Origin of the sequence: Yersinia sp. 2545 StPb PI, from assembly GCF_052217125.1 — a bacterium.
Taxonomy (GTDB): Bacteria; Pseudomonadota; Gammaproteobacteria; order Enterobacterales; family Enterobacteriaceae; genus Yersinia; species Yersinia enterocolitica_E.
In genome coordinates, this window is the sequence record NZ_JAZGPY010000001.1 from 4669964 (window position 1) to 4689174 (window position 19211).

Below are 19211 nucleotides of genomic sequence, written 5' to 3' on the forward strand. Positions count from 1 at the left end.
GGTTTTCATTAACGATCCCAATACTGGGACCAAAATAGAGTATACAACGGCACAAATAAACAATAATAACAATGCAATACCTGACTATATATCAATGAGAATTCTCCCGGCGAGAATATTCACTGATAATGATTTGGACATTTTGACTAAACAAGAAAACCGTGTTGACGGCTATAACAGTATCTTGAGAAAGTATTACGTCCGATTTAAATCGACAGATAATACCATTACCCATGATGCTTTATGTGATCAGAGATACTGGTTCTATTATAGACAGCAAGGCAACTATAAAGGCTGTTCTACCTCAACTGATAGCTCAATTGATATTAGCTCAGCTAACTATACTGCCAAATTTCAAGTGTCGAACTCCTGGACCATTAGCGTTACCTCGAAAAATCATGAGGAACGCGGCATCTGTTTCTGGTCTTATCGCCTATGGTACGGTGCGCTATGGTCTTATAACGATTGGTCTAAATCTCTGCATTTCTTCTTACATGACCAATACGGTAACAGAGCTGATATTGACGTAAAATCTAATGGCGACCAGGACATATCCTTCCATGTCTTGGCTTAGTTCACCTTGCATTCATCCCATTGCTTAACCGTGATTTATTATTAAAAGTAGTTTCAGTTTTACCGACTGGGCTACTTTCATTTCAATATTAAAAACTCAATGGAGGTCATTTATATGACTCAAGTGGCTAACTATTTCACTCAGAGTGGTAATTTCATCAGTGCAGCCTTAGGCGGCGTTGACCCGAGAACCGGTTTATATTCATTTTCTTTTCCTATTACCAGTGTGGTGGCTAATAACAATTTAGGGCCGGAAATAGATGTATCACTACATTATAATATGTTTGATAATAATAACATTGGCCTTGGCATGGGGTTTTCATTTTCTTTCTCACAGTATGATGCACTAAATAAAGTTTTGTATTTATCAACAGGTGATAAATACCATATTTATGAAAGTGCTAACGGCGTAGAAATTGAGCAAAAAAAATTAAGCTCTTTTAAATTCGAGCGTAATAATGATAACTATATTATTACTTATAAATCAGGTGTGGTCGAAATATTAGAAGGCAGGAATTCAGGTCAAAATATTAAAAATGTTATTTCAGTAATTTCTCCGTTAGGGCATGAAGTTCATTTTAACTGGATATTTAAAGGTTTCAAGCGTCTAGCCAGCATCCGAGATGCCAATAGAGAATTACTTAAAATAAATTACGACGATGCGATATTCCCTGAAATTACTATTTTTTCAGGGACGCAGGAACAGCGCACGCTACAATTTCAGTTGTTCAACAAACGATTGCAAAAAATAACCTTAGTTGATAATAAGTATCAATGGGTTATGGCCTATACTGGCGAGGGTTATATTGAACAGGTGACTTATCCATCCGGCTTAATTGAAAACGTTGATTACCAAAATAACTTGATGCGCTTTCCTGAGAATGCCGTGCCCGCGTTGCCTGCCGCCGTCAGACACACTATCACCCCCGGAACTGGGCAGCAAAAGTTGGTCACCCTCTACGAATATACCAACACGAACTATTTAGGCTTTGCCAGTGGCGTGAATTTCTTACCAAATAGCGATAATGCTTATCGGATCCTGACGGATTACCAATATGGATCAACGGAAACTCAACTCGGTGATAAGCACAATATTGTTATTACCCGTAGATACAATAATTTCCATCTGATTACGCGGGAAAGCACCCAACAGGGCAGCTGTTCATGTACCGTAGAAACTGAGTATTATGCCAAAAAAGGCATCCCTTTTGGCCAACAGCCCGCACAATTTCAGCTCCCCAAACAAACCACAACGACGTTTCTTGATACCAGCAAACCAGCAACCGAACAACGCCGCGTTGAAATAACGAAAACTGAATTTGATCTCTGGGGCAACCCAACGAAGGAAGAAAATCCTGATGGTTCGGTGGTAGTGACCCGTTGGTACGCCAACCAGGGGGAGGAAAACTGCCCAGCGGAACCCAATGGTTTTGTGCGATTTATGAAACAACAAAAACTCATCCCTGCCGAATCCGCTTATACCACGCCAATCCGGACCTGCCGTTTTACCTACCAAAGACTCGGCAATACTCCGTATGTGGTGCAAGAGAAGAAATTCTTTTATCGCGACGACCAGTTGTTGTCGCAACAGAACCTAATGTCAATAAGTGACGCTAATGACGCCGAGTTTGGGCGAATTATTGCCATTAACGAGGACATGTATGAGCTGTCAGATAGCGGCAAGCAATTCACCAGCACTCAGCGTTTTACAACTCAAATACAAAGTGGTTTATTAACTCAAATAGCAAAATTTATCGGCTCTGACGGTGTAACCAGTACGGTAACTCACACTCGCTCCGCTTATACTGGGCTGTTGTATGCAAAAACCGATGCTCAAGGTATTACTACGCATTATCAATACGATGAAATGGGCCGTCTTACCTCCAGAGTTACCTGCCCTGGCACTCGCTATGAAAATACGACCCGTTGGGACTACCTGATCGATGGCGAAGGGAAGCTTTCCACTACTGAAACAGATGCCGCAGGTAATAAGCTTCGCACCTATTTTGATGGTCTGGGTCGCACATTACGCCAACAGCAGTCGAATGCGGGAGAGACACCTTCTTGGTATGAAATTCAGTCTTATAGCTATAACCTGTTAAATGAAATCACCGCAGAGAAAAGCAGTGATTGGTGGATAGCGAAAAATCAGCGGCCTGAACAATATGCCATTAACTCGGCTCATACTTATGATAATTGGGGGGAAATAACTAAAGCCGCTGGCAGCGACGGCATTACGCGTTGGCAAGTGAATGACCCTATTCAGCTTACCCAAACTCTCCACCAGAGTGGTAACAACAATAACCGTGAGATCGACAGTGGTAGCAGCAAAATTCAATACGATATCAATCTACGCCCTCTGAGCACGACCCGTATTGACACTGCCGGAAAGCCACAGGGAGTGTGCCACTATGCTTACGATGGACTGGGCCGCTTATGCCGAGAAGAAGATGAACTTGGGCATGTCACTTTACATACCTATGATGCTTACGACCGGCTAGTCAGCCAAACTACAGCAGACGGCAGCATAGTAACCCGCACCTACCCCGGCTATTTAAAGGGCAATTGTGTAGCCTCACTCACCCTTACGGGTAAGAATTCAGCAGGAAAAACCCAGCATTGGCTACTAGGTACTCAGAATTTTGATAGCCTGGGGCGGCTGATCGAAAGCTCCAGCTGTGGCCGAACTACGTCCTATCGCTATCAGGAAGCATCACCCGTTCCGTTCAGTATCATCACCCCTGAGAAGGAAGTGATTAATCTATCTTACATTCCCGAACTGAATAATTCGGTGCAATCTCTCAACGCAAACGGTGTCACCCAAGAGTTTAGCTATGACCCTATTAGTGGCCGGCAGTTGGACGCCAAAGAAACTGACAGTGTCGATACTCAATTTTCCTGGCACCCTTCCGGCAGTTTGAAAACCGAAACAGTGATCCATCACCAAGATTCCCCCCGTGCCAGTCATTATCGCTGGACGCTGCGTGGTAGCAACACCACTTTTACCGATATCACCGGCGCACAAACCCGCTATAACCGAAATACTGACGGCAGAATAATTGAAGTTGCGGATGATGATCTGAATGCACGGCTAAGTTATAACCCGTTAGGCTACCTTGCCAGCTTGCTGATTACCGATGGAACAACGCAGAACAGCCTGAAAACTCAGCTAGCTCACGATGATTTTGGCCGGGAAACATCCCGTAAGGTGACTGATAGCAAAGGCATAGAAATCATCATATTACAAACATGGCTGGCAAACGATCAGTTGGCTACTCGTATCACCAAACACAATAATATCACCATTCACACTGAAAATTACGGCTATGATAAACGTAATCGTTTGGTCAGCTATGTCGCGACCGGAAGCAACCTGTCACCCGCGCCTAATGGCATGATGTTATCTGCACAACGCTACGCTTATGATGCTCTGAATAATCTGACCCACCTGGAAACCACTTTCTCCGATGGCACTACCGACAGTGTAGTGTACCGATATCTCAATGATGACGATCCCACACAATTAACCTCAATAACTCATACGCATCCTAATTATCCCGCCAGTATTGCCCTCGACTATGATGCCAATGGGCGCATGATTAAAGATGAATCGGGCCGCACGCTCACCTACGACGTAACCGGTCGTCTTATTGGCATAAACGGAGAGAATATCGCAGGCGGTAGCTACAGTTACGATGCACTGAACCGACTGGTGGCCCAGAACGTCAGTGATGGCGATAAGCGAGTGTTGTATTACCAAGGAAATGAGTTAGTCAACGAAGTCATAACATATCAGGCAAGTAATAATCGATTGATTAAACTGGGTCATGCCTGTCTGGGGGTAAAAGAGCTCAGCCATCTTACCCTGACGGCCACCGATAACCATGATAATTTGCTCTGGTCACGAGAGGTAGCTAACAGCAGCGGTACTCTCAACACTTGGTCACCCTACGGCTATGGCTACACGCCTTCCCCGTTACCGGGGTTTAATGGCGAACGCCTCGATCCGGTTAGTGGAAGCTACCATTTAGGTAACGGTTATCGTGCCTACAACCCTTTACTAATGCGATTCAACTGCCCGGATAGCCTCAGCCCGTTTGGCGCTGGCGGCATTAATCCATATGCTTACTGCGCAGGAGATCCTATTAATCGCCTAGATCCAAGCGGTCACCTGAGCGGAAGCGCCATTGCTGGGATCGTGTTGGGCTCTCTGGGATTATTGGCAGCTATATTTAGCGCCGGTGCATCAATAATTGCCGCTGGCAGCGTGATGACAGCAATCAGCTCAGCTTCAGCAATATCACTGGTGGTTGGCTCGATGGGCGTTGCTTCAGATGTAATATCTATTGTGAGCAACGCTATTTCCGATAGTAATCCCGAAGCATCCTCAGTATTGGGATGGATATCACTGGGAACAGGGATTTCCGGACTGGCAGGAGGCGTGGGCCGTGGCGTTTATAAAGGTATCTCCCGCGCCACATCGGGGCTGAGAACACGAACTGCTAATATTCTGGAAAAAGGCTTATCAGGCCGTGGTAGCCCAGCTGCGGCCAGAACATGGGCTTCTGAGGATCTGATGACGTTTTATCGCGGTGACGATCGTTCACCGGAGGCCATCAGAAAAGCGGGTGGATTCTACCCCAGAAGCGGTGATTCCTCGAAAGACGTGCTTACGCGATTTAAAAAAGCCTTTGGTGAAGACGCCGCTGGGCATTCCCAGGCGCATGTACGTCAAGGCAATCCTGATTATATTTCCTTTGGTACCGATCTCGATTCAGGCGGCTATGCTGACACCCGCAGCTATTTTTATGAAGTTAAAATTCCAGGCCTGCGTCAGCAAAACATTACCGCTGAGGTGATCGGCACTCAATCGGTTAGAACCGGCCCCAAAGTCAGTGCGCCGCGATTGCTGCTTGACGGTCATTCGGTGGATACGTCTAATTTTGTTGCCATGTTACCAGCACGTACCGTCGAAGCCACTTTCGTAACACCAGTACCGATACAATTCATTAGCCGTTATCGAATGAAAGGTGGTAGTTGGATGAGTTTTTGACCTGAGATAGTAATATGATGCCCCTATCAATTTGGATGAAACGGCAGTTCCTGTAAGACAAGGGGGGACGCGATGATAATACCAGTAGAAATCATAGCCCAGTGTCATTTTCAGAATGATGACAGAGGTCCAAGGACGAAAGGCATAACATTTTATCGATAATGTTTTTCAACCAAATGCTCTAAAATATCGCCATCGCTTTAGGCATCACTTCAGATAAGTATATGATGGGAAAGAATTATGGCTGAATGGGTTAGTGGCAAAATTACTCACATCGAACACTGGACCGACTCGTTGTTCAGTATTCGGGTCAATGCGCCAATTGACTCCTTTACCGCCGGTCAATTTGCCAAGCTGGCATTAGATATCAACGGCGAGCGGGTACAGCGGGCTTATTCTTACGTTAATGCGCCAAGTGACGACAATCTGGAGTTTTATCTGGTCACAGTACCGGAAGGCAAACTCAGTCCACGGCTGGACCAGTTGCCCGTAGGCGGTGAAGTGATGGTTACCAAGCAAGCGGCGGGCTTCTTTGTGCTAGAAGAGATCCCCGATTGCGATACCTTGTGGATGTTAGCCACCGGCACCGCGATCGGCCCCTATCTGTCAATTTTACAGGAAGGGCGTGATTTAGAACGCTTCAAAAATCTGGTGTTGGTCCATGCGGCACGTTTCGCCCGTGATCTCAGCTACCTGCCACTGATGCAACAACTTGAACAGCGCTACAACGGCAAGTTACGTATCCAAACTGTGGTGAGCCGTGAAGAGTCCCACGGTTCATTGACCGGCAGAGTTCCGGCCTTGATTGAGAATGGCTCACTGGAAGCCGCTGTCGGCCTGAAAATTGACGCGCATGACAGCCATGTAATGCTATGCGGTAACCCGCAAATGGTACGAGACACCCAGCAATTGCTGAAAGAACAGCGTGAGATGCGTAAACATTTACGCCGCAAACCGGGGCATATGACCAGCGAGCAATATTGGTAATAGACAGTATTGTCAAAGCTAACCAACTGATAGTAAAGGGCCATATGGCCCTTTTGGCTTTATCAAACCCTATTCACTGTGGTGTTTTATCAGCCAGAAACTTCACCGGTACCGCTTCTGGGCCAAAACGATTGTCACCCTCGGTACCGAGAAATGCGCCACAATCAATAAACATCATGACAATAATTAGTGTGGGAATAAACCGCCCAACACCCCATTGCCAGATGGGCGCTAGCATCTGCCAGTTACCGGCCATCAGCATCCAGGCCAGTACCACCAAAAATGCCCACCAACCGGCTTTATTACGGTCATGAAGCCGTTTAACCACCACTGCCGCCGTTGGCCACAGCAAAAAAACTATCGCAAAAGCCGCAGTCTGAATGGGTAACCAATCCTTACCTGCCAGCGTAAAAACAACCAGCATCGCCAACAGCCACAAACTAATCCAGATCCAAAAGTCCCGCCGCCCGATACGGCCTTTAAACGAGAAACACCACTGCTGTATTGTCATCAATGAACCGATCCATTTACCTGATATAACCTAAAGTTGATGTATACCCTAAATAATTCGAGTTGCAGGAAGGCGGCAACTGAGCGAGTCCCCAAGAGCTTACACAAGTAAGTGACTGGGGTGAACGAAGGCAGCCAACACACATGCAGCTTGAGGTATGACGGGTATACACAATAGAGTACCCCAATGCCGCAACTAACCTATAATCTTTGCAGTGAATTTTGACAATCACACTCAATTACCGCTTTAATCCCCTACACACACTTCTAACGACGGCATAAGTCATGAGAAAAGAGAGAGTCGCGATACTGGCAATACTGCTGCTAATAGCAACAGTTAGCCGCGCTCATGCCGACCCCGCAGACGACAGCGGTCAGCCAACGGAAGAGGCTCAGCCGACCGCGCCTTATCTACTTTCTGGCGCGCCAACTTTTGATTTAACACTGGTCAAATTTCGTGAAAGCTATAACCGCACGAATCCAACACTGCCTCTCAGTGAGTTTCATGCGATTACAGTAAAAGATGATCTGCCCCCACTGACTCGGGCTGCCAGTAAGATTAATGAGAATCTCTATGCTTCAACCGCACTGGAAAAAGGTACCGGTAAGATTAAGACCTTACAAATTACCTATTTGCCGATAAAAGGGAGTGAAGAGAAAGCGGCCCGACTAGTGGCTGTCAATTATATGGCAGCCCTGATGCGCCAGTTTGAGCCCACACTCACGCTCCAGCAAAGTCTTGATAATGTGCAGCAACTGCTGACACAAGGTAAAGGTTCGCCTTTCTATGCCCATCCGGTTGGCGCAATTCGCTATGTGGTAGCGGATAACGGCGAAAAAGGGCTAACTTTCGCTGTTGAACCGATTAAGCTGTCACTATCTGAAGCATAGTCTTGCCGCAATTAATGACGAAAAGCAAAGCCATTGCCACTAATCATCTCTATACTGTTGGACAGGTAAACTGCCTGTCGGGCAGTCATTATTATTGACCCTCGCGTCCCCTTGTTGGAGGAAGAAACATGCGTCATCCATTAGTTATGGGTAACTGGAAGCTGAACGGTAGCACTAACATGGTCAAAGAGCTTATCGCTGGCCTGCGTACAGAACTGAGCACCGTTGACGGTTGTGGTGTTGCTATTGCCCCACCGACTATCTATCTGAATCAAGCTAAGCACGAGTTGGCAGGTAGCCGCATCGCTCTGGGTGCACAGAATGTTGATGTGAACCTGTCTGGTGCATTTACCGGTGAAACCTCTGCTGACATGCTGAAAGATATCGGTGCGCAATACATCATCATCGGTCACTCTGAGCGCCGTACTTATCACAACGAAAGTGATGAATTCATCGCCAAGAAATTTGGTGTATTGAAAGAAGCCGGTCTGATCCCCGTTTTATGTATTGGTGAATCCGAAGCAGAAAACGAAGCGGGCCAAACTGAAGCAGTCTGCGCCAAACAACTGGATGCCGTGCTGACTACTTTGGGCGTAAAAGCGTTCGAAGGCGCAGTCATTGCTTATGAACCAATTTGGGCAATCGGTACTGGCAAATCAGCCACTCCGGCACAGGCTCAGGCAGTTCATAAATTCATCCGTGACCATATCGCGAAACAAGATGCCGCGGTTGCAGCACAAGTTATCATTCAGTACGGCGGTTCTGTTAACGACAAAAACGCAGCAGAGCTGTTCACCCAGCCTGATATCGATGGCGCACTGGTTGGCGGTGCATCACTGAAAGCGGATGCTTTCGCGGTTATCGTGAAAGCAGCAGCGAAAGCTAAAAAAGCCTAATTCAGGTTCTAAGTTACTGATTAAGCTGGGGCAGATGATGCTCCGGCTTTTTTATTAAAATTTTCATGAAACTCTTTTTTATATAAATCAATTCCGTCAGTGCCAATTGGGCCAAGAAATTTGCTTATCTCCGCGCTTTTTCCTGCAATATTATTAAGGTGACATTCAACATAAGTCTTTTTCTGCGCATCAAAAAAATGAATAATATTACTGCCTTTAAATTTAATCACATTACAGGCATGCCCTTGTGTCGCCCCCGGTAACATGCGCAACATAGCTGGCCGATGAATCACAAGGACACCATTTAACTCGTCAGTGGGTTGATATTGCTGTAGCTGAGTCAACAGTTCATCAACAGACTTAGCACTCTTATCTAGCAACCCCATATTCCCTTTGACATCCCCACCTCTCAGTTCGGGTATTGCAAGATAAACCGTATTCTTCTCAAATGTTTCAGCCACGGCGGTGGCACAAGAAGCACAGTTAGTTTGCCCAAAACCATGAATGCCGAAGTATGCCAGCAAAGCAGCGAGTGGTCGTAGTAACAGAGGCGGCTTACCCTTACTATTGCCTATATTTAACAAATAGCCTGTTAGATAATTCTCTTTGGTACCAAAAATGGAGTAGTTACTGGGCTTAATGCCAAAGGAGGCTTTCTCATTTGTTATGGCTAATGTTGGTGGTGTATAGCTCTCAGTGATAACTGCTGAAGCGGCATCCCATTCATCAGGTTCACATATAATTGACACGTTACTATACAGTGATTCAGTACTCCCACCCCTCGATAATGCCCTCAATGGCGGACTTAATGGGTCCAAACCTGGATTATCTATCAAGCTCGTACTTGAAACGCCACGAATGCTCATAATTCTCTCCGCATAATTTGCCACATTTATTAGACCAAATAACTCAATAGCGCATTTAACACGTGCTGGCGAATTACGCGGTTTTTATCTGTAAGAAAGAGATGAATTGTGAAAATAATCAGAGGGTTAAAATGGTTAATAAAACAAAGCGCCCGCAAGCATTAACCTACGGGCGCTGAGTCTACTACGGCTATAAAAATGTTATTATTTTATCGTTTACTTATTTCATCAAACACGCCACCAGTGGCGAAATGTGTCTGCTGTGCTTTGGTCCAGCCACCGAACACTTCATCGATAGTAAACAACTTCAATTTCGGGAACTCGTTGGCGAATTTAGCCGCCACTGCCGGATCCCGTGGCCGATAGTAATTCTTGGCAGCAATAGTCTGGCCTTCTGGCGAATAGAGGTATTTTAAGTAAGCATCCGCCACTTCCCGGGTACCACGCTTATCAACCACTTTATCCACTACAGATACCGTCGGTTCAGCTAAAATAGAGACACTTGGCGTGATGATATCAAACTTGTCTTTACCTACTTCATTCACCGCCAGCAGAGCTTCGTTCTCCCAGGCAATCAGCACATCGCCAATACCGCGTTCAACAAAGGTATTCGTGGCACCACGCGCGCCGGAGTCCAACACTTCCACATTCTTATACAGCGTTTTAACGAATTCCTGCGCTTTAGCCTGATCATTATTGTTGTGTTCTAACGCATAACCCCATGCCGCCAGATAGTTCCAACGCGCGCCACCCGAGGTTTTCGGATTAGGTGTAATGACCGAAATTCCTGGTTTCACTAAATCTGACCAGTCATGAATCTGTTTCGGGTTCCCTTTACGCACCAAGAACACGATAGTTGAGGTATACGGCGCAGAGTTATCAGGCAGGCGCTTAATCCAGTTTTTATCAATACGACCACGCTCAGCAATAGCATCGACATCATATGCCAGTGCTAATGTCACCACATCAGCTTCAATACCATTAATAACCGAGGTCGCCTGCTTACCGGAACCGCCATGTGATTGACGCACCGTCACCTTATCACCGGTTTGCTGTTGCCAATGCTTACTGAATGCCTGGTTATATTCCTGATAGAATTCACGTGTCGGATCATATGACACATTCAGTAGTTGGATATCTTTTGCCATGGCACCTGATGCCAGCAGCAGTAATGACAGACCTACACCCCATTTACGCATTGACCCGCTCCCATAAATATTGTTATTAATTAAATAGTTATTAACCTATACCCTAAATAATTCAAGTAGCAGGAAGGCGGCAAGGGAGATAATCCCGATGAGCTTACATAAGTAAGTGATTAGGGTTATTGAGTGTAGCCAACACATACGCAGCTTGAAGTATGACGGGTATAAATTGTAATCAACTAAATTGGTTGACCTGATACTGAGCGTGCCAGAAACTTCCCGCGCAATTAAAGAATAAAAAAGTTTTTATTATATCAATACGAAATATACAGGCAGCACGACCAATAAATATCAAGCAATCGACACACCGGTGGTCTGAGAAATAGCAGGCATAAATGCAAAAAGCCCCCGGCATGCGGAGGCTTTTATATTGGATAGCAGACTGTTTTAGAACAGTTTTTTAGCTGTGTCGTACCAATCTTCTTTAAATTTACTTTTCTTGTTCTCTGGCGCGATACAAACAGAGATAAGTTCATGCACCATTTTCTCGTTTTGTACGCCAACGCAGAAACCACCTTGCGTATAGTCGTGGTCTTCCAACAACAAGTCGACGGCATAAGCACCCATACGGGAAGCCAGAATGCGGTCATAGGCTACTGGTGCACCACCACGCTGAATGTGGCCTAATACAGTGCCACGGGTTTCACGGCCGGTTTCTTTCTCGATATATTTAGCCAATTCGTCGATATCATCCAGTTTTTCAGTAATAGCAACGATAGCGTGCTTTTTACCTTTCGCGATGCCAGCTTTGATTTCATCAACCAAATCATCACGTTTGAATTCGACTTCAGGAATAGCAATAAACTCACAACCACCAGCAATGGCAGCCGCCAAAGTCAGGTCACCACAATAACGACCCATCACTTCAACGATAGAGATACGTTGGTGTGAAGAGGAAGTATCACGCAGACGGTCAATCGCTTCAACCACGGTCCCCAGTGCGGTGAAGAAACCGATGGTATAGTCAGTACCGGCCACATCGTTATCGATGGTGCCCGGTAAACCTACACAGTGGATACCACCCTCTTTGGTCAGCAAGTCTGCACCGGCATAAGAACCGTCACCACCGATAACCACCAGGCCATCGATACCCCGGTCTTGCATGTTCTTCAGGGCCACTTTACGTTTTTCTGGATCACGGAACTCAGGAAAACGCGCAGAACCCAGGAAGGTACCACCACGGTTAATCATATCGGACACGCTATAGCGGTCCAGTTTTCTCATGCGATTTTCATACAAGCCCAGGTAGCCATCTTCAATACCGTAAACTTCTAATCCTGCTGACAAAGCGGCACGAACAACCCCACGAATGGCTGCGTTCATACCTGGCGCGTCACCGCCGCTTGTTAGTACACCGATTTTTTTGACCATGACTACCTCTAAACTTGTAGATGCGATTTTTAAAATTCTTTATTTGCTAATTTTGTCTTGCACAAGAGACCCGTACAGAAAACCAGCTTTATGAGATTAATATCGGATATTATAGCAAAAACACCAAGCTGAATTGATTCAAGTCATGCCATCTGGCGGTATTTTCTTCAACACTGAACCATAATGTAACCACAGTTTACCTGTCGTTAATGAAGAAATTATAACTCCCAATGCGCATGGCGCTCTTTCGGCACCACAGAGCAGGGATCTTGATGGATAAGTACATCGGCACCGGGGAATCGGTGCAACAGTGCGCGTTCAACTTCCTCAGCTAAGATATGTGCTGCCATCAATGGCATCATATCTTCCATTTCAAGATGAAGTTGAATAAAGCGTGTTGGCCCCGATTGGCGGGTACGCAGATCATGAGCACCAATCACGCCCGGCCATGACATCACAATATCAATAATCTGCTGGCGCTCGTCATCAGGCAATGCCCTGTCCAGCAAGGCTTGAACCGCTTCATATCCCATACGTAACGCACTATAGAGAATATAAACACCAATACCCAATGCAAACAACGCATCAGCCCAGTGAAAACCATACCAACTTAATGCCAATGCAATAAGAATAGCACCATTCATCATGACGTCAGATTGATAGTGCAACATGTCGGCGCGAATGGCCTGGCTGTGGGTTTTTCGTATCACCCAACGCTGAAAAGTGACTAATATCAATGTACTGAATAATGCAATTAAGGTGACCCAGATACCTATACCTGGATCTTGCACTGGTTGCGGTGACGCCAAATGCTGAAAACCCGTCAGGAACAGGAATAACGCCGAGCCGGAAATAAACATGCTTTGTGCCAGTGCGGCCAGTGACTCAGCCTTGCCATGACCAAAAGTGTGCTCTTCATCGGCGGGTTGCAGAGAGTAACGCACCACAAAAAGGTTTGTCAGAGAAGCGGCCAGATCCACCAGAGAGTCAACCAACGCCGCCAACAAACTTACCGAACCGGTATGCCACCAGGCAAAAATTTTAATAATCAGTAAGGTTGATGCCAGCCCTGTCGCACTGAGCGCGGCAGCTTTAACCAAACGCGCATATTGCGGATCCATAACTTATCCTAAATGATATTTTAGAATTATGAGTATACGGAAATGGAATAAAAAAAGCCCTCCATCATGGAGGGCGAAAGACAGGGATGGTGTCTATGGCAAGGAAAACAGGGTATTACAGGGTACTACTTACTTCTGGGCAGAAGAGGGTTGTGCTGCTGGCGCCTGCTGCATTTTCTCAATGCGCTGCTGGTGCTTTTGGTTCAAGACAGCTTTTTGCTCTGGAGTGAGCAAGTTAAACATTTGGTTACGAACTTTGGCCATTTCGACCTGACGTTCAATCTGGTCCTTGGACATTTTCTCAGCCTGCACTCTTACCGCAGCTTCATCGAATTTATCGGCGGTAATCAGCTTGTGCATTGCGTCTCTGTCCGCCATATCAAGGCGTGGCTGGCCTTGGCGAGACTGGCGCATCAGGTCACGCATTTGCTGACGCTGTTGTTCTGTCAGATTGACGCCGTCAAACATGTTATGGTGACCGCGACCATCTTTCTTGTTCATCATCGCACTATCACCGTGGCACCAGCTATCAGTGGCCCCGGTCTTATCGGCGGCGAAGGCGGCTTGAGAGCCTAGAACTAACATTGACGCCATGATTAACGTTGTTACTTTAGTTACTTTGCGCATTATTAACTCCTGGGTTCTGTCTGCTAAGCGATTTGCTGCTATGCGATTCAATGTGAAGCAGTCTATCGCTCCTGCTGCAAACAAGCGTCAGCGCATGTAAAACTGGGGTCAGTGCATGTAAAGCTAAGTAAAGTCATGGAATACCGGCAATTGTTAACGTATTTTGCGTCAAGAGGAGAAATAACCATGCATAAAATCCTATTAGTTGATGATGATCGTGAATTGACGTCGCTGTTGAAAGAATTACTGGAAATGGAAGGCTTTAATGTTGTTGTTGCCTATGATGGCGAACAGGCGTTAAACCTGCTAGATAACTCTATCGACTTGTTATTGCTAGATATTATGATGCCGCGTAAAAACGGTATCGAAACTTTGAAAGAATTACGTCAACATCACCAGACCCCTGTCATTATGCTGACTGCTCGTGGCAGTGAATTGGATCGGGTGCTTGGCCTTGAGCTGGGCGCTGATGATTATCTGGCAAAACCGTTTAATGATCGTGAGCTTGTGGCGCGTATCCGTGCCATTTTGCGCCGCTCGAACTGGAGCGAACAACAGCAAAATGTCGATCAAGGTGCGCCAACACTGGACGTTGATTGCCTGCAATTGAATCCAGGCCGTCAAGAGGCTACCTTTGAAGGCCAATCGCTGGAATTGACCGGGACTGAATTTACCTTGCTCTACCTGCTGGCTCAGCATCTCGGTCAGGTAGTCTCGCGGGAGCATCTCAGCCAGGAAGTGCTGGGGAAACGGTTAACACCTTTTGACCGTGCTATTGATATGCACATTTCAAACCTGCGCCGTAAGCTGCCGGATCGCAAAGACGGGTTACCTTGGTTTAAAACTCTGCGTGGTCGCGGATATCTGATGGTATCAGAAACATGATTAACAGTTTAACGACGCGAATTTTTGCTATTTTTTGGTTCACCTTAGCACTGGTATTAATGCTGGTATTGATGGTGCCAAAGCTCGACTCGCGTCAACTGACTGCCTTGCTCGACAGTGAACAGCGCCAGGGAACAATGCTCGAGCAACATATCGAAGCTGAACTGGCCAGTGACCCCGCCAATGACCTGATGTGGTGGCGCAGGCTTTATCGCGCCATCGAAAAATGGGCACCACCGGGCCAACATCTCGTGTTAGTCACCACTGAGGGCCGTGTCATTGGCGCTCAACGTCACGAAATGCAAATTGTCCGTAATTTTATCGGCCAGTCTGATAACTCAGATCAGCCGAAAAAGAAGAAATATGGCCGTGTCGAGATGGTCGGCCCCTTCTCTATCCGCGATGGTGAAGATAACTATCAGCTCTATCTGATACGCCCGGCCAGTAGCCCGCAATCTGATTTTATCAATTTGATGTTTGACCGCCCGCTGCTGCTATTGATTGTCACCATGCTTATCAGTGCGCCACTGCTGCTATGGTTGGCTTGGAGTCTGGCAAAACCGGCTCGTAAGTTGAAGAATGCCGCCGATGATGTGGCGCGGGGTAATTTGAAACAGCACCCTGAGCTGGAGTCCGGCCCACAAGAGTTTTTGGCCACCGGTGCCAGTTTTAATCAGATGATCAGTGCGCTCGATAGAATGGTTGTGGCCCAACAACGGCTGATTTCTGATATCTCCCATGAGTTGCGCACGCCACTTACCCGCCTGCAACTGGCGACCGCGTTGATGCGACGTCGTCATGGTGAGGGGAAAGAGCTGGAACGTATCGAAATGGAAGCACAGCGACTGGATAGCATGATCAATGATTTACTGGTGTTATCCCGTAGCCAACATAAAAACGAGCTACATCGCGAACCCATTAAAGCGAATGATTTATGGTCTGACGTGCTGGAAAATGCCCAGTTTGAAGCAGACCAAATGGGCAAAACTCTGGAAGTCACCGCACCTCCCGGGCCATGGACCCTATTTGGCAATCCCGCAGCACTTGATAGCGCGCTGGAGAATATCGTGCGTAACGCACTGCGTTACTCTCATCATCACATTGCGGTGGCATTCAGCTCTGATAATCAGGGTATTACTATCACTGTCGATGATGATGGCCCCGGTGTTAGCCCGGAAGACCGCGAACAAATATTCCGGCCGTTCTACCGCACTGATGAAGCGCGGGATCGCGAATCAGGTGGTACGGGTTTGGGATTGGCGATTGTCGAAACAGCCGTCAATCAGCATCGCGGATGGGTGCGGGCTGAAGATAGCCCATTAGGGGGCTTGCGCTTGATACTGTGGTTGCCGCTGCATCCACTTAAGTCTTAATCTATCGTACCTCTGCCCGATCATCTGGGATCGGGCAGATCTCTGCTATCACGGTTTGCTGACCTCTTCTCCCTGCCCCTCTTTTTCCAGCAACAGCTTTTTGCGCTCAATACCCCAACGATAGCCTGACAACGTGCCATCCTGGCGAATAACCCGGTGACAAGGAATAGCAATCGCCAGCATATTGGCAGCACAGGCACCAGCTACCGCACGCACCGCTTTGGGCGAACCTATTCTGGCGGCGATATCAGCATAACTGGCGGTCTCACCTACCGGTATTTCCCGCAGTGCCTGCCACACCCGCTGCTGAAAAGCGGTGCCCTGAATATCCAGTGGCAAATCTAGCCCGAGCTGAGGAGCCTCAACCAACCCCACCACCTGCGCGAACCATTGCTCAAACTCAGCATCGCCGCCAATTAACTCTGCTTGTGGAAACTTATCCTGTAGCTGCTGCACCAACAGCGCTGGGGAGTCACCCAGCAAGATGGCGCAAATACCCAGCTCACTTTTTGCCATCAGAATCGCACCGAGAGAACTTTCTCCGACGGCAAAATGCAACGTGACATCACGCCCGCCACTGCGGTAGCGGGTCGGTGTCATCCCCAACAACTGATTCGATTGCTCATAAAATCGGCCATTAGAGTTATAACCGGCTTCAAAGATAGCGTCAGTTACCGAGCCTTGCCCCGCTAATTGTGCACGAATACGCGCACTGCGCGTTGCACTGGCATATGCCTTAGGGGTCAACCCGGTAATGGCTTTAAATAAACGATGGAAATGAAAAGCACTGAGATTCACCTGCGCCGCTAGCTCATCAAGTTTAAGTGGCGTCTCGGCCTGCTCAATTAAGCGGCATGCCCGACTGATTTTGTCTGCATGCTGCTGTGACAGTGGTAATTCAGTGGGCTGACATCGTTTACAGGGCCGATAACCGGCCTGTTCAGCAGCATGATTATCGGCAAAGAATTCAACATTCTCTGCTTTAGCCTGACGGGACGGGCAAGAGGGGCGACAATAAACACCGGTCGTTTTCACTGCATAAACGAACTGGCCATCGGCTGTTTTATCCCGATTAACGATCGCATCCCAGAATGTATCTTTCGTCCGGATCATGGTAAATACCCCGTTGGTAGTGACTGTGGTAATCAGCATATAAAACCGCCACTGCTTACACTCTCCGCTGCTTGCTTTTAAATTATTGTGCGTGCTACTGACATTAGCAACCGCTGCACAGAGGGGAGGTTTCTGATATCCTGCGCCCCTCATTATTGGGGGACATATGCTTAATATCGTTTTATTTGAACCTGAAATTCCGCCCAATACCGGTAATATCATCCGGTTATGTGCGAATACCGGCTGCCAGCTCCATCTGATTAAACCTTTAGGTTTCACCTGGGATGACAAACGCTTACGCCGTGCAGGTCTTGATTATCATGAGTTTGCCAGTATTAAGCATCACCATGATTATCAAGCCTTTTTAGATTGTGAAAATCTCGACAGTGCGCAGCCTGCCCGATTATTTGCACTAACCACCAAAGGGACGCCAGCCCACAGTGCAGTAAGCTATCAAGCTGATGATTACCTGTTGTTTGGCCCTGAAACCCGTGGCTTGCCCGCCAGTGTTTTGGATGCGTTACCTGCTCAACAGAAAATCAGGATTCCGATGCAAGCCGATAGCCGTAGCATGAATCTGTCAAACGCGGTGTCAGTGGTGGTGTATGAAGCCTGGCGGCAATTAGGTTATCCGGGTGCGTTACTGAGAGAGTCGTTGTTTTAGCCAAAATGTGTCGGTGATCAGCTAGCAACCCAATAGAAAGGTGTATATCCAAAGTAATTGGAGTTGTAGCCAGGCAGCAAACGAACTCATCCCGATGAGCTGACATAAGTCAGTGATTCGGGTGAGTAAGAGCAGCTAACACCGCTACAGCTTCAAGTACGAAGGAGATGATCAGATGCCGTCGCCGTACTCAAACCCATGGGTAATCCCATTGAAATGCTGGTCCATATCCAATGACGGCTTATCACTTTCGGGTTTACCAACGATGCGGGCAGGTACCCCTGCTGCGGTGGTATGAGCGGGAACCGCCTGCAATACAACGGACCCGGCACCAATTTTCGCACCGCGTCCAACCTCGATATTCCCCAAAATTTTTGCCCCAGCCCCAATCATCACACCTTCACGGATCTTCGGATGACGATCACCGCTGGTTTTACCGGTCCCCCCTAAAGTAACCGATTGCAGGATCGATACATCATTCTCAACTACTGCCGTTTCGCCAATAACAATACCGGTCGCGTGGTCCAACATGATGCCGCAACCAATGGTAGCCGCAGGGTGGATATCAACCCCAAAAGCAACAGAGACTTGATTTTGAAGGTAAATAGCTAACGCTTTACGATCCTGCGCCCACAACCAATGACCGATACGATAAGCCTGTAAAGCGTGGAAACCTTTGAGATACAGCAGTGGTGTAGAGTATTTATCAACGGCCGGGTCACGTAGCCGCACCGCCAGAATATCCCGCGCGGCCGAAACTATCATCTGAGCATCTGCACGATAAGCATCCTCAACTACCTCACGGATGGCAATAGCAGGCATGATCGGATTAGCCAGTTTATTCGCGAGAATATAACTCAGGGCACTGCCTAAATTCTCATGCTTCAATAATGTCGCGTGAAAAAAGCTCGCCAGCATGGGTTCACACTCAGCCAGTGCTCTTGCTTCTGATTTAATGCTACTCCAGACCAGTTCTAACTCTTCTGACGACATTACCTACTCCTGCCCATAAAAAATTGCCCAAGGGAACGACCAAGGCAACTATACCCATATTCGTTGAGGTCACCGCAGTGTTA

15 protein-coding genes are annotated in these 19211 nt (G+C 47.2%); 7 read left to right on the forward strand and 8 right to left on the reverse strand.

Translation table 11 applies throughout. The annotated features are described in order from the left end of the window. Nucleotides 1–688 precede the first annotated feature (688 nt). Both V1955_RS21645 and fpr read left to right on the forward strand, forming a co-directional pair. The gene (locus tag V1955_RS21645; RefSeq protein WP_442821385.1) at nucleotides 689–5626 is read left to right on the forward strand and encodes an RHS repeat domain-containing protein; all 4938 of its coding nucleotides are present in this window, start codon (nucleotides 689–691) and stop codon (nucleotides 5624–5626) included. 240 nt (nucleotides 5627–5866) lie between these two features. Further along, nucleotides 5867–6613: a ferredoxin--NADP(+) reductase gene (fpr, locus tag V1955_RS21650; protein WP_083161762.1), complete on the forward strand. Its 747-nt coding sequence runs from the start codon at nucleotides 5867–5869 to the stop codon at nucleotides 6611–6613. Nucleotides 6614–6686: 73 nt separating this feature from the next. Here the strand turns inward: fpr and V1955_RS21655 are convergent, their stop codons facing one another. Beyond that, on the reverse strand, nucleotides 6687–7124 hold the full coding sequence (locus V1955_RS21655) for a DUF805 domain-containing protein (RefSeq protein WP_083161760.1): 438 nt from the start codon (nucleotides 7122–7124) through the stop codon (nucleotides 6687–6689). A 284-nt stretch (nucleotides 7125–7408) separates the two neighbouring features. Here V1955_RS21655 and V1955_RS21660 point away from each other — a divergent pair, with 284 nt between their 5' ends. Next, nucleotides 7409–8014, forward strand: a complete 606-nt coding sequence (locus tag V1955_RS21660; RefSeq protein WP_102970506.1) for a DUF1454 family protein — start codon at nucleotides 7409–7411, stop codon at nucleotides 8012–8014. 128 nt (nucleotides 8015–8142) lie between these two features. Continuing rightward, nucleotides 8143–8910: a triose-phosphate isomerase gene (gene tpiA, locus V1955_RS21665; protein WP_083161756.1), complete on the forward strand. Its 768-nt coding sequence runs from the start codon at nucleotides 8143–8145 to the stop codon at nucleotides 8908–8910. A gap of 20 nt (nucleotides 8911–8930) precedes the next feature. On the opposite strand, the gene V1955_RS21670 is transcribed toward tpiA, so the two are convergent. The 5 genes from V1955_RS21670 to cpxP all read right to left on the reverse strand — a co-directional run bounded on the left by V1955_RS21670 (nucleotide 8931) and on the right by cpxP (nucleotide 14100). Then, the gene (locus V1955_RS21670) at nucleotides 8931–9776 is read right to left on the reverse strand and encodes a hypothetical protein (RefSeq protein ID WP_372569783.1); all 846 of its coding nucleotides are present in this window, start codon (nucleotides 9774–9776) and stop codon (nucleotides 8931–8933) included. Between the two features lie 209 nt (nucleotides 9777–9985). Beyond that, nucleotides 9986–10975 carry a sulfate ABC transporter substrate-binding protein gene (locus V1955_RS21675; protein ID WP_083161754.1) on the reverse strand — a complete coding sequence of 330 codons (990 nt, stop codon included), beginning with the start codon at nucleotides 10973–10975 and terminating at the stop codon, nucleotides 9986–9988. Between the two features lie 393 nt (nucleotides 10976–11368). After that, the gene (pfkA, locus tag V1955_RS21680; protein WP_083161752.1) at nucleotides 11369–12352 is read right to left on the reverse strand and encodes a 6-phosphofructokinase; all 984 of its coding nucleotides are present in this window, start codon (nucleotides 12350–12352) and stop codon (nucleotides 11369–11371) included. A gap of 218 nt (nucleotides 12353–12570) precedes the next feature. Further along, nucleotides 12571–13473, reverse strand: a complete 903-nt coding sequence (gene fieF / locus V1955_RS21685) for a CDF family cation-efflux transporter FieF (RefSeq protein ID WP_420073071.1) — start codon at nucleotides 13471–13473, stop codon at nucleotides 12571–12573. Between the two features lie 129 nt (nucleotides 13474–13602). Further along, nucleotides 13603–14100, reverse strand: a complete 498-nt coding sequence (gene cpxP / locus V1955_RS21690) for a cell-envelope stress modulator CpxP (protein WP_420073070.1) — start codon at nucleotides 14098–14100, stop codon at nucleotides 13603–13605. 186 nt (nucleotides 14101–14286) lie between these two features. Between cpxP and cpxR the strand changes: the two genes are divergently transcribed. Together cpxR and cpxA are read left to right on the forward strand one after the other, a co-directional pair. Next, entirely contained in the window at nucleotides 14287–14985 is a 699-nt protein-coding gene (gene cpxR, locus V1955_RS21695; protein WP_005190576.1) for an envelope stress response regulator transcription factor CpxR, read from the forward strand. Next, nucleotides 14982–16358 carry an envelope stress sensor histidine kinase CpxA gene (gene cpxA / locus V1955_RS21700; RefSeq protein ID WP_372569784.1) on the forward strand — a complete coding sequence of 459 codons (1377 nt, stop codon included), beginning with the start codon at nucleotides 14982–14984 and terminating at the stop codon, nucleotides 16356–16358. Before cpxR ends, cpxA begins: the two co-directional genes overlap by 4 nt. Nucleotides 16359–16406: 48 nt before the next feature. Here cpxA and ada read toward each other — a convergent pair whose 3' ends face one another. Further along, nucleotides 16407–17510, reverse strand: coding sequence for a bifunctional DNA-binding transcriptional regulator/O6-methylguanine-DNA methyltransferase Ada (gene ada, locus V1955_RS21705; RefSeq protein WP_372569785.1), 1104 nt, complete (start codon nucleotides 17508–17510; stop codon nucleotides 16407–16409). A 127-nt stretch (nucleotides 17511–17637) separates the two neighbouring features. Between ada and trmL the strand changes: the two genes are divergently transcribed. Continuing rightward, the gene (gene trmL, locus V1955_RS21710; protein ID WP_083161744.1) at nucleotides 17638–18135 is read left to right on the forward strand and encodes a tRNA (uridine(34)/cytosine(34)/5-carboxymethylaminomethyluridine(34)-2'-O)-methyltransferase TrmL; all 498 of its coding nucleotides are present in this window, start codon (nucleotides 17638–17640) and stop codon (nucleotides 18133–18135) included. Nucleotides 18136–18306: 171 nt separating this feature from the next. Here the strand turns inward: trmL and cysE are convergent, their stop codons facing one another. Then, the gene (gene cysE / locus V1955_RS21715; protein WP_005190588.1) at nucleotides 18307–19128 is read right to left on the reverse strand and encodes a serine O-acetyltransferase; all 822 of its coding nucleotides are present in this window, start codon (nucleotides 19126–19128) and stop codon (nucleotides 18307–18309) included. Between the last annotated feature and the right edge of the window lie 83 nt (nucleotides 19129–19211).